Origin of the sequence: Pigmentiphaga aceris, assembly GCF_008119665.1 — a bacterium.
In the GTDB taxonomy this organism is placed as follows: Bacteria; Pseudomonadota; Gammaproteobacteria; order Burkholderiales; family Burkholderiaceae_B; genus Pigmentiphaga; species Pigmentiphaga aceris.
Window position 1 is genome coordinate 1868514 of the sequence record NZ_CP043046.1, and the last position, 12760, is coordinate 1881273.

The following is a 12760-nucleotide window of genomic DNA, read 5'->3' on the forward strand; positions in this document are numbered from 1 at the left end:
CCAATCTGCAATTGTAGAGCGCGCTGCCGTACCCCGCTTGGGGCGTCCCTATTGGTCCAGGCGTGTTTGCACCGTCAGTCTGGCAAGCGCGACTGACGCCAGGCGGGCACGCAGCGAATCTGCACGGCTGGTCAGGATGATCGGCACGCGCGCGCCCAAGACCAGGCCAGCAGCGTCGGCACCGCTCAGGTGGATCAGTTGCTTGGCCAGAATGTTGCCGGCTTCCAGGTCTGGCACCAGCAGAATGTCGGCGATGCCTGCAACGGGCGAGACGATGGCCTTCGTTCGGGCGGCAGCCGGGCTGATGGCGTTGTCGAAGGCCAGCGGTCCATCCACCAATGCGCCGGTAAGTTGGCCGCGTTGCGCCATCATCGTCAGCGCAGCAGCGTCCAGGGTGGCCTGCATCGTGGTTTCCACCGTTTCGACCGCGGCCAGCACCGCCACGCGCGGTGTCGTGATGCCAAGCCTGTGCGCAAAGTCGATGGCGTTCTGGCAGATGTCGCGCTTGTGCGCCAAGGTCGGCGCGATGTTGATCGCACCGTCGGTCACCAGCAGCGGGCGAGGGTAGGTCGGCACATCAAGCAGGAACACATGACTGATGCGACGACCGGTGCGCAGGCCGGCGGCGGGGGCCACCACGGCCTCCAGCAATTCGTTGCTGTGCAGGCTGCCTTTCATCAATGCATCGACTTCTCCGCTGGCCGCCAGCGCGGCAGCGTGCAAGGCCGCAGCATGGCTGTGTTCGACATCGATGATGCGCAATCCGTCCAGGCTCACACCTGCTGTAGATGCCGCTTCTTCGATTTTCCTGCGTGGCCCCACCAGTACCGGCACCATCAAGCCGTCCTGCCAGGCATCGACGGTGGCGCTGATCGCCTCGGGACTGCACGGGTGTACCACGGCCGTCACCAAAGCTGGCAGCTTGCGTGCGGCCTGGATGTAATGCGCAAAACGGTCATGGCGATGCACGGTGACGTCTGGTGCGGCGGCGCGCGGCATCGAGATGCGTTCCGTGGGAGCCACCACAGTGGCGGTGCCGTTCAACACCTGGATTTGATGCTGGTTGGTGCAGACGGTGTCCAGCACCACGATGTGCTGGTCTGCATGCTTGGCGCTGACCGTGACTTTGGCGGTGATGGTGTCGCCGGGCGACACCGGGCAGCGAAATCGCAGGTCCTGGCCCAGGTAGATGGTGCCCGGCCCGGGCAACTGCGTGCCAAGCAGGCTGGAGATCAGCCCGCCGGTCCACATACCGTGGACCACCACATGCCCGAACATGTCGGTGGCGGCGTAGGCGGCATCGAGATGCGTCGGGTTCACATCGCCCGACATCGCCGCAAACAGCTGGATGTCATCGTCGGTGACCAGGCGCACCAGGGATGCAGTGTCACCGATGGCGAGTTCGTCGAAGGTTCGGTTGCGCAACAACGCGCCGGGCAGGATGTCATTCATGTGCCCAGCATAAGCAGCGCAGACTGGGCGGGCCTTGATGCGCATCAAAGAGACGCACGTCGCGCGCGCGGAAAATGCGGGCTTATCTTGATGGATGCCGGCTACCTCGATGTCACTCTCTTTGAAGCCATTCCCGCGTTCGACAGACAACCCCGACACACCGGGTGGCGATGTGGCCGTGCTCGCTTCATTGTCTGACGCTGGCGTGTCCGATGTTCTCCTTCCTGACCATGGCCCAGGCGACCTCATCCTGGTATTGAACTGCGGATCGTCCAGCATCAAGTTCGCCATGTTCGAGGCTGCGGGACACATCGCGCGCAAACCCCTCTGGCACGGCAAGATCGAGGGCATTTCGAGCAGCGCACCCCGTTTCGGGGAAAGCGGGTTTGGTACCGAACACGTCGACCTGGATGCTGCCGCGCCGTATCACGATGCACTGGCCTTGATCCGTGCACGCGTGCGCGCCAGATTGCGAGGGCGACGCATCTGCGCCGTGGCGCATCGCGTGGTGCACGGCGGCAGCAAGTATGTGGCACCTGTGCGCATCGACAGCGCAGTGCTGGCTGATCTGAAAACCTACATTCCGCTTGCGCCGCTGCACCAACCCTTTGCACTGGACGCCATCGAAACCCTGTTGATCGAACGTCCCGATCTGGTCCAGATTGCCTGCTTCGACACCGCGTTCCATCACACCTTGCCCGATGTCGAACGCATGCTGCCCCTGTCCTGGGATGCATGGCAGAACAACTTGCGGCGCTTCGGCTTTCATGGCCTGTCCTACGAATACATGTCGGTGGCGCTTGCCGAACGATACGGCGACCTGGCCTGCGGCCGAGTGATCGTGGCGCACCTGGGCAGCGGTGCCAGCCTATGCGCCATGCAGGGTCTGAAAAGTGTCGCCACCACCATGGGCTTTTCGGCCTTGGACGGCCTGATGATGGGTACGCGCTGCGGCGCGCTGGACCCAGGTGTGGTGCTGTATCTGTTGCAAAGTCTTGGCATGACTCCCGACGAACTGGGGCACAAGCTTTATCACGAGTCCGGCTTGCTGGGCGTGTCCGGCATGTCTGCCGATCCGCGCGTATTGCTCGATGCGGAATCACACAGCGAGCCAGCACGCGCTGCGCTGGCTTTGTATGTTCGTCGCATCGTGCGCGAGATCGGCGCACTGGTCGCCGTGCTGGGTGGCTTGGACATGCTGGTGTTCACCGCAGGCATTGGCGAACACAGCGATATCTTGCGTGCGCGTATCTGCAGGGCGCTGGGCTTTGTCGGCGTACAGCTGGACCCGGATGCCAACGCCACCCACGCCCCGCTGATCTCCGGCCCGCACAGCAGGGTGATGGTGGCGGTTGAGCCGACCAACGAGGAATGGATTGCAGCCTTGCGCACAGCGGCGTTGATTGCTGCGGGCGATGTTTTGCTGTAAGACGCACCGCCCATGCATGAGTCTTTATCCGAATGATTCGGCAAAAACAACTCTTCCTTAAACATGAGCGGACATCGGGGCAAGTTCATCCATTGAACGCCGGTGCGTTGCTGTTCTTTTTCGCAGAGCGCTTTTTTCGGTAGGCCAGATCCCGTCAAGCGCGGCTCAGTTCACTTAACGGCGTTCGTCAGTCGACCCGCCAGAACCGGCCGCTGCCCCGGAACCAGGCATACCGCTGGTGCCCGCGCCCCCACTGCTTGACCCACTACCGGCTGGTGCGCGCGAATTTGATGTGCCACCAGAACTTTGCGGCATCGCAGGATTGGCGCTGGAATTACCCGACGGATTCCCTGACGTGTTGCCCGGCGGAACACCCGGCGGCCCTGGGGGAGCATGAGGCGGCGCGCTGCCGCCTGCCCTGCGCATTGTCTCGCCGGTGCCCGATGCGCTGCTCGACGTCGTGCCAGTCCCCGCCCCTGTATTGCCACCGGTGTTCGTGCCGGCCTCCACGCCGGCGCTGCCCCCGGAACTCGTCACGCCGCTTGTACCCGTACGTGGGGTGGGTGTGTTGCTCGCATCACATGCGCTCAAGGACACGGTGACGATCATGGCCGCGCTTAGCGCGCACCATCTGTTCGAAGATCGTGTGTGGGTTTGCATGTGCACAGCGGTACGTTCGCCTTGGCTTGCCAACGCCAAGTCAGCCATTGAGACACGCGGCGATGAGCGTGCCGCGAATGTGTATTGCGGTGTTGAATCAGTCATGGGATCTCCAGGAAATATGGCCGGCCTCGTGGCGCTTGTGCACCGCAGGCGCGACGCGTTGCTTGCGTGATCACCTCTCGATTCATCGCAGGGACGACATCAACAACCGAAAGGCAATGCATACGGACGTTCGCGCAAGCGACGTTCCCATCGTCAACGGCTATCAAGAAAGAAAAAGAGATAAAAAAATCAAGCAGCAAGGATGGCTCACGCATCCAGGGCAAGGGGGACAACACGCTTGAGCAGGCAAGCGAATTGCTCGCGACTGCCGACGCCTGACCGCGATTGCCGGGGGAAGTCTCGGCGACGAGCCATCGTGTTGCTCTTGAGAGGTCCCATGGACGCCACCCCTCCTACCAGCCGCCGCGCCTTGCTCAAGGCGCTTGCGGTGGGCGTGCCCGCCGCACTTGGCGCTGCCGCCCGCGCCACCGCCCAACCTGCATCTGTTACCGCAGCAACGCCCTCACCAGGCACGACTCCTGCCATATCTGCAGGTGCCGCGCCTGCCACCACCAGCACTGTCGCGGCCCCACGAACACGCGTACTGGGATTTTTCAACACTGCAGAAGCCGTCTGCATGGATGCGATCGCGAGCCGCCTGATTCCAGACGACGAGTTGGGCCCGGGTGCCAAGGAAGCAGGCGTGACCTTCTTCCTTGATCAACAACTGTCGGGCGGCTGGGGCACGGGCGATCATTTCTATCGCCACGGACCTTTCGAGCCGGGCACGCTTGAGCAGGGCTATCAGTTGTCATTCACCCCAGCCCAGATGTTCCGCTTGGGCCTGGAAAAACTGAACGAGTCCAGCCATACCGCTAATGGCAAGAGCTTTGCCGAACTGCCATCCAGCGAACAGGACGTCATGCTGAAACGCATGCAGGCCGGAGAACTGGATTTCGGACCATTGCCGTCCGCGATTTTCTTTCAGGCGCTGCTGGACGGAACCATGGAAGGGTTTTTCTCCGATCCGATCTATGGCGGCAACAACGGCATGGCAGGGTGGACCTTGGTCGGGTTCCCCGGCGCATATGCCAGCTATGCCAACGATATCGATCGTCACGGTGTCGCATGGACGCGGCCGCCCGTCTCGATTGCCGATGCCCATGCACACGGCGCAGCCGGGGAGACACACCGATGAGCAAGACACTTCCTGCGGTCGATGTGGCCATCATCGGCGGTGGCTGGACAGGGTCGGTCATTGGCAAAGAACTGGCCGCGGCGAAACAGCGCGTGGTGGTGCTGGAGCGCGGCGAGCCACGCTGGCCCTCGCCAGACTTCCAGGCACCCACCGTGCACGACGAACTGAAGTACGTTCGACGCCATGCCTTGCATCAGAACACCGCGACAGAGACCTGCACCTTCCGCAACAACACGCAGCAAAAAGCCTTGCCCATGCGCCGCTGGCAATTTGCCTATCCGGCCACGCACCTGGGTGGAGCCGGCAGCCACTGGTCTGGCGCGTATTACCGCTTCGATCCGACCGACTTCAAGATGCGCAGCCATTACAGCGACCGGTACGGCGCAAAGATCTTCGATGAAGACTTGAGCACCCAGGACTGGCCACTGAGCTACGACGAACTGGAACCCTATTTCGATCGCTTCGACTATCTGATTGGCGCGTCCGGTTATGCGGGTAATCTGAAAGGAAAATTGCAGCCCGGCGGCAATCCCTTCGAGCCCTGGCGCTCACGCCCCTATCCGAATCCGCCGATGAAAGTGCCGTATGCACCGGCACTGTTCGGCGAAGCCGCCGCCAAACTGGGGTATCACCCCTACGTACAACCCTCGGCATTGGTCACCCGGCCGTATATCAATTCCGAGGGGCTGCCGATGAGTGCGTGTGTGTATTGCGGCTTCTGTTCGAACTTCGGCTGTGAACACTTTGCGAAAGCATCGCCGCAGGTGTGTGTGCTGCCCGTGGCCATGAAGCTGCCGGACTTTGAATTGCGCACCGGTACCCATGTGCTGCGCGTGGAGTTGACACCCGACGGCAAGCACGCCCGTGGCGTGACCTACGTGGACGCCGCCGGGGAAGAAGTCTTCCAACCCGCCGACATCGTGATCCTCAGCGCGTTCAGCATCAACAACGTGCGCTTGCTGCTGCTGTCGAAGATCGGCAAACCCTACGACCCTGACACCAGCACCGGTGTGGTCGGACGCAACTACACCCACCAGACCACGTCCGGGGTGAACCTGTTTTTCGAGGAATCCTTCAACATCAATCCTTTCATGGGAGCCGGTGCGGTAGCGGTCACCATGGACGATTTCAGCGCGGACAACTTTGACCACGGCCCGCATGGATTTGTCGGCGGTGGTTATCTGCAGATCCAGGTGGTCAGCGGTGCCCCGATCAGTTATCACCCCACGCCGCGCGGCACGCCAGGATGGGGCAGCGAATGGAAGCAGGCGGTGCGCCGCTATTACAACCATTCGGCATCGATCACCATCACCGGTTCGGCGATGCCGACCCGAGGCAGTTATCTGAGCCTGGACCCAACCTACAAAGATGCATGGGGCCAGCCGTTGCTGCGCATCACCTATGACTTGCCGGACAACGACATCCGCATGTCGGCATTCCTGACTGCGCGTGGTGACGAGATCGGCAAGGCCATGCGCGGTGTGACCTTGACCGAACCCGGCCCACGCAAGCGACCCTTCACCGCGACCTCGTATCAGTCCACCCACCTGACCGGCGGTGCCGCTATCGGTGCCGATCCGGCCACCAGCGTGGTCAACCGGGCCGGCCAGTGCTGGGATGTGCCCAACGTGTTCGTGACCGGTGCGTCGCTGTTCCCGCAGAACTCCGGCTATAACCCGACCGGCACGGTAGGTGCCACCGCATACTGGATCGCTGAACGCATCTTGAAGGACTACCTGGCCGCGCCAGGAAAGCTGGTGCAGACATGATGCTGCGACGAACCACGGAAAGCCCGGATATGCCCGAGCATCAGGCACCAGGGCAGGGCGGAAGAAACCTGACGCTGCTCCTGATCATTCTGTTTGTGCCGGCTGTGGTGGTGCTGGTGGCCGTCACTATGGTGATGGGGCGCGCCTGGATGGATGGCCTTGCCGTCCGCGCGGTGGCCGTGACGGCCCCGCAAATGGTGGATACCGGCCCGGCAGTGGGCGTTGGTCCGGCACCGCAAACCGGCCGGCAGGCAGACGCGCCGGGTAGCCAGCAAGCCGCTACGCCCACGTCACCGATCAACACCGTCACGTCACCGACCGCAGAAGTCATGCGCCTGGCCACCGACTTCTCGCCCGCCCGGCCGGCGTGGGAAGGGGCCTTGGCCGCAGGTACTGCAGACGAGGGGCAGCAGATTGTCGACGTGGGAGGTCCCGGATTGGTGGCGTGCAGTTCGTGTCATGGCAAGGCAGGCATCGCACCTGCCGGCAGCCCGTTCCCGGACCTGGCCGGCAAGCAGGCCGAATACATCGCCAAACAGCTGATGGATTTTCGCGCAGGCACGCGCAACCACGCGATCATGACGCCGATTGCACGCGCCATGAAAGACAGTGACGTAGGGGCTGTCGCCAAGTATTTCGGTGGATTGCCATTGCGTCCTGCCCCTGTCCGCGCAACGGGGCCTGCACGCGGCGAAGCGCTGGATCGGATTGGCGACATGGCACTGGGCTTGCCGGCCTGTGCGAACTGTCACGGCATGGGCGGGGCAGGCATCGGGCCTTTGCTGCCGTCGTTGGCGGGTGAGCCGGCGGAATACCTGATTGCGCAGCTGCACGCCTTCCGGGCGGGCAGTCGCAGCAATGACGATGGCGGGGTGATGCGGGGCTTTGCCAAGCGGCTGTCCGAAACGGATATCCGTGCGTTGGCCGAGTTTTATGCCGCGACGAAGTCGGGGCAGAGGTAAATGCAGCGGAATACTGGTGACCAAGGCTTCCCCTTCTCCTCACGTCAGGTTGCATCCCAGCTTTCGTCATCGTCCCAGGTCCACTAGGATGTCGGCTGCCCGTCCGACTTCCGGACCTCTTCCGATTCCGTCATGACACCTCTTGATGCGCTCCGTTATCCCTATGCCTCCCGTCGCAACGCCGTTTTTGCCAATCGCGGCATGGTGGCGACCTCGCAGCCACTCGCGGCGCAGGTCGGACTGAAAGTCCTGCAAGACGGCGGCAATGCGATCGATGCGGCAGTCGCCACGGCGGCGGCGCTGACGGTGGTCGAACCGACTGCCAACGGCATTGGTGGTGATGCGTTTGCGCTGGTGTGGACCGGTGGCAAGCTGCACGGCCTGAATGCCAGCGGCCCGGCCGGCAAGCTGGCCTCCGCCCAGGCCCTGCGCGATCGCGGTCTGACCGAGATGCCGACCTACGGCGGCGAAGCCGTTACCGTGCCGGGCACCCCAAGTGCCTGGGTGGCACTGGCCGAACGTTTCGGCAAGCTGCCCTTGTCGCAGTCGATGGCGGGTGCCATCGAGCTGGGCGAGCGCGGTTACCCGGTGTCGCCCACCGTAGCCTATGCCTGGGAAATCGCATTCAACAAATTCCGCTCCTTGCCGCAAACCGACAGCTTGCGCCACTGGTTCGACACCTTCGCCCCCAATGGCCGCGCACCGATCTCAGGCGAAGTGGTTCGCGCCGAGGGCCACGCACGCACGCTGGCCAGCATCGCATCAGACGGCGGCGAAAGCTTCTATCGCGGTGCGTTGGCCGAGCAGACCCTGGCCTTGCTAAATCAGGCAGGCGGCCTGCTGACGGCTGAAGACCTGGCCGGCTATCGCCCTGAATGGGTTGACCCGATCCGCACCGACTATCGCGGCTACGATGTCTGGGAAATCCCGCCGAACGGCCACGGCATTGTGTCCCTGATTGCGCTGAACCTGCTCAAGGGCTTCGAGTTTACCGAGCGCGATACGGTGCAGACATGGCATCGTCAGATCGAGGCCTTGAAACTCGCTTTCGCAGACGGCTTCGCGCACATCGCAGACCCGTCGCACATGCGGGTCAGCATCGAGGACCTGCTGTCCGATGCCTACGCCGACGAGCGCCGCAAGCTGATCGGCGACCGCGCCAGCCTGCCGCTGGCCGGATCGCCGTCGCGGGGCGGCACGGTGTACTTAAGCACGGCCGACTCGGAGGGCAACATGGTGTCCTTCATCCAGAGCAATTACATGGGCTTCGGATCGGGCCTGGTGGTGCCGGGCACAGGCATCGCGCTGCACAATCGCGGCAACAACTTCACGCTGGAAGCCGGGCACCCGAACGAGTTCGCACCGGGCAAGCGTCCTTACAACACGATCATCCCCGGCTTCATGTCGCGCGATGGCAAGCCGGTGGGGCCGTTCGGGGTGATGGGTGGTTTCATGCAACCGCAGGGCCATGTGCAGATGGTGATGAATACCATCGATTTCGGCTTGAATCCGCAAGCTTCGCTGGACGCGCCGCGTTGGGAGTGGACGCATGGCAAGACGATCGATATCGAGCATTCGACGCCAGAACATCTGTTCCGCGGTCTGGCTGCGCTGGGCCACGACGTAAGCTGGTCCCCCCGACCCCTGGCCTTCGGTCGCGGACAGATCATCTGGCGTGATGATCACGGTACTTTGTGTGGCGGTACAGAACCCCGCGCTGACGGGCAGGTCGCGGCTTGGTAATGGTGACTGCCTGGTTTTGTTGGGGCGGTGTTTTTGTTCTTTAGTCAGTCGCGGGTGGTGGGGCCGCGGCGTCTGCCCCGCTGGACGTTGGCGTCGGGACTTCCGCCCTCCACCTCGTCCAGAAGGGCCGCCACCACGGCCCCACCACCCACGCCTTCAGAACTGCTTTGGTTAACAGCAGATCCCGCCTGTGGACGTGCGGAATCTTTTGGCTGCCAAGTGCTGGAAACGGTTCTCGGCATCCGGCGGCCACCATTCTTGAACGCCACGCGGCTGGCCTTGGGGATTGGCCGCCCAGGTCGCCACGAAGCGACTCAGCGGCTCGCGCGTCTGGTCGTAAATCACTGGCCTTTTAGGGCAGCGCCACTCACCGAAGTCGCGCTCCTGCTTGATGGTGGGGTGACACCGAAGCGGGTGGCCGCCGCATCACGGCATGCGGAGAGCGACCGCGACGATTGTGGCGCTGGCGGCTGATTGGATATATGCACTCCACGCCGTGCGAGGGCTTTCGGAAACGCCTGGCAGCATCAGCGTTTACCGCCGTTCTTCACCATTTCTCACTGCTCCGAACGTTCTTCATCGCTCCGCACGTTCGATGCGCAGCCGTCAACGCGCTAACCTTCAACGCCCCGCTTTTTCGTCGCATTACCTGGTGTGCGGCCACCCGCTTCCGTGTCACCCCACCATCAAGCAGACGTGCAAATTCTCTTGCGTGGCGCTGCTCTTAAAGGCCTCTAAAGAACGGTCAGAACCGTGAGCCGCTGAGCCGCTTCGTGGCGACCTGGCCAGCCAGTCCCCTAAGCCAGTCGCGTGGCGATCAAGAAACGTGGCCCAAGAATGCCGAGAACCGATTCCAGCACCAAGCAGCCAGAAAATCAGAAGCCGCCCAAAGGCGGCATGCGCTTTTAACCAAACGTCTTTGAAGGCGTGGGTGGTGGGGCCGGATTGGCTGCCCTTCTGGACGACGTGGAGGGCGGGAGTCCCGACGCGAAAGTCCAGCGGGGCAGACGAGCCGGCCCCACCACCCACGACTGACTAAAGAACAACCACGCCATCACCAGAAACCCCCAAACATCCACACTTCAAACGTTTGTTGATCATCCCACCCCCGCATCCACCCGCGAAACAGATGAATTGCCCCTGAATTACTGTTAAATAGTACGCACCTCCCAGCCAAGACAAGCTGCCACCGCAGCCACCAGCTGGCAAGGAAAAAATACAGGGGGCAGACACAAAAAATAGACTACCCGACACCCTGGCTTTGCCCTAATATTGATTCATAACTAAAACATTTAGAACTTCACCTTTGACCGCTATCCCAAGGAGGCGGCAAGGACGGCAGTGCTGCTCAGGCAGTCATGTTCACACTGGACGGAGACAAGGTACTTTCATGATGGCAAAAAATTCTTTGTTCGCGGCGCTCGCGCTAAGTGTCCTCGCCACCGCACCGGCTGCCCACGCAGCCGACCCGGTCAAGATCGGATTCATCACCACCTTGTCCACGCCAGCCGGCTACCTGGGGGCCGACCAACGCGACGCCTTCCTGCTGGCAATGGGCGAAGAAGGCGGCAAACTGGGCGGCGTGCCCGTTGAACTGGTCGTCGAAGACGACGGCCTGAAGCCCGCCAGCGGCAAACAAGCCGCTGACCGCATGCTGCAATCCGGCATCAAACTGTTCTCCGGCATCACCTTCTCCAACGTGCTGGGCGCAGTCGCCCCCGGCGTGCTGGCAGCCGATGCCTTCTACGTCAGCACCAACGCCGGCCCGTCCACCTTCGCCGGCAAGGAATGCAACAAGAACTACTTCGTTGCCTCCTACCAGAACGATGCCTTCCACTCTGCCGGTGGTCAGGCCGCCAACGAGCTGGGCTACAAGAAAGTCGTGCTGCTGGCCCCCAACTACCAGGCTGGCCGCGACGCACTGGAAGGCTTCAAGCGCACCTTCAAGGGCACGGTCGAAGCCGAGATCTACACCAAGCTCGATCAGAACGACTTCTCGGTGGAAATGGCGCGCATCCGCTCGCTGGCTCCTGATGCGGTCTATCAGTTCCACCCGGGCGGTGCAGGCATTACTTTCGTCAAGCAGTACAACAACGCCGGCCTGTCCAAGACCGTGCCGCTGCTGATGCCGGGCTTCTCGCTCGACACCCGCATGATCGAAGCCACCGGCAATGCAGGCGATCGCGCCTACCTGACCGGCATCTGGTCGCCGGAAACCGATACGCCGGCTTCCAAGGCTTTTGTTGCCGCATTCCGCAAAGCCTACAACCGCACGCCGACCCTGTACGCGCAGCAAGCCTATGACGCTGCCAAGCTGATCGGCAGTGGCCTGAAGGCTGTCAACGGCGACCTGACCAAGGCCGACGCCTTCCGCGCTGCACTGAAGAAAGCCGACTTCAAGTCGATTCGTGGTGACTTCAAGTTCGGCAACAACAACCACCCGATCCAGAACTACTACCTGATGCAGCTACAACGCTCTGAAGGTGGTGCTGGCCCGCTGGTGCCGGTGGTCGTGCGTCAGGTCCTGAAAGACGACCAGGACGTCTACGCCAAGGCCTGCGCGCTGTAAGCCATGCTTCTGATCTTTGAACAGTTGCTCAATGGGTTGCAGTACGGGGCGATGCTGTTCATGCTCGCCGCCGGCCTGACGCTGATCTTCGGCATCATGGGGGTGATCAACCTCATGCACGGCTCCTTCTACATGGTGGGAGCCTACTGTGGGGCGTTTGCGATCATCCAGACCGGCTCATTCCTGGCAGGCGTGCTCTGCGCCTTGCTGGGGGCCGGTCTCTACGGCTTGCTGGTGGAAGTCACGATCATCCGGAAGCTGTACCAGCGCGATCACCTGTATCAGGTGCTCGCGACCTTCGGGATGATCCTCTTCACCAACCAGGCCATGACGCTGATCTTCGGGCGCACACCGCCGATGGTCGAAATTCCGGCCATCTTGTCGGGGTCGGTGCCACTCGGTGGCGGGTTGGAATACCCGATCATGCGCCTGGCCTTGATCGTCGTCGGCGCGGTGGTGGCAGTGGGGCTGTGGTACCTGGTCACCCGCACCCGGGTGGGCATGCTGGTGCGTGCCGGCGCGGACGACCGGGAAATGGTCGATGCGCTGGGCATCGACATCCGCAAGCTCTACACCGCGGTGTTCGGTTTCGGTGCCGTGCTGTGCGGGCTGGCCGGTGTGATGGCTGCACCCTTGCTGGCCGTTGAAATCGGCATGGGCGAACGCATCCTGATCACCACCTTCGTGGTCATCGTGATCGGCGGTGTCGGCTCGGTTCGTGGCGCCCTGGTGGGTGCCTTGCTGGTCGGCATGGTCGACAGCATGGGGCGGGCCTTCCTGCCGCAACTGCTGCAACTGGTGTTCACGCCCACTATTGCCGACGCCCTGGGTGCCGGCCTGGTTTCCGCCTCTATCTACGTACTGATGGCGATCGTGCTCATTGTCAGGCCCAAAGGCCTGCTTCCCGCCAGAGGCTAGGATGACTCTCCCTCC

General features: G+C 62.5%; 9 protein-coding genes. 8 read left to right on the forward strand and 1 reads right to left on the reverse strand.

Annotated features, from left to right (window positions below):
* Positions 1-48: 48 nt before the first annotated feature.
* The gene (locus FXN63_RS07855) at positions 49-1440 is read right to left on the reverse strand and encodes a bifunctional enoyl-CoA hydratase/phosphate acetyltransferase (protein WP_187395213.1); all 1392 of its coding nucleotides are present in this window, start codon (positions 1438-1440) and stop codon (positions 49-51) included.
* Positions 1441-1561: 121 nt separating this feature from the next.
* On the opposite strand from FXN63_RS07855, the gene FXN63_RS07860 reads away from it, so the two are divergent.
* From FXN63_RS07860 to FXN63_RS07895, 8 genes are all read left to right on the forward strand, one after another.
* Positions 1562-2881 (forward strand): acetate/propionate family kinase, encoded by a 1320-nt coding sequence (locus tag FXN63_RS07860; RefSeq protein WP_148814155.1) that lies wholly within the window; start codon positions 1562-1564, stop codon positions 2879-2881.
* Between the two features lie 436 nt (positions 2882-3317).
* Positions 3318-3716 (forward strand): hypothetical protein, encoded by a 399-nt coding sequence (locus tag FXN63_RS07865; RefSeq protein WP_148814156.1) that lies wholly within the window; start codon positions 3318-3320, stop codon positions 3714-3716.
* A gap of 267 nt (positions 3717-3983) precedes the next feature.
* Entirely contained in the window at positions 3984-4784 is an 801-nt protein-coding gene (locus FXN63_RS07870) for a gluconate 2-dehydrogenase subunit 3 family protein (RefSeq protein WP_148814157.1), read from the forward strand.
* Positions 4781-6553, forward strand: a complete 1773-nt coding sequence (locus FXN63_RS07875; protein ID WP_148814158.1) for a GMC family oxidoreductase — start codon at positions 4781-4783, stop codon at positions 6551-6553. Before FXN63_RS07870 ends, FXN63_RS07875 begins: the two co-directional genes overlap by 4 nt.
* Entirely contained in the window at positions 6550-7515 is a 966-nt protein-coding gene (locus FXN63_RS07880) for a c-type cytochrome (protein ID WP_148814159.1), read from the forward strand. Before FXN63_RS07875 ends, FXN63_RS07880 begins: the two co-directional genes overlap by 4 nt.
* Positions 7516-7647: 132 nt before the next feature.
* Positions 7648-9258, forward strand: a complete 1611-nt coding sequence (locus tag FXN63_RS07885; RefSeq protein ID WP_148814160.1) for a gamma-glutamyltransferase family protein — start codon at positions 7648-7650, stop codon at positions 9256-9258.
* 1390 nt (positions 9259-10648) lie between these two features.
* Entirely contained in the window at positions 10649-11827 is a 1179-nt protein-coding gene (locus tag FXN63_RS07890; protein WP_148814161.1) for an ABC transporter substrate-binding protein, read from the forward strand.
* Positions 11828-11830: 3 nt separating this feature from the next.
* Positions 11831-12745, forward strand: coding sequence for a branched-chain amino acid ABC transporter permease (locus FXN63_RS07895; RefSeq protein ID WP_148814162.1), 915 nt, complete (start codon positions 11831-11833; stop codon positions 12743-12745).
* Positions 12746-12760: the final 15 nt, after the last annotated feature.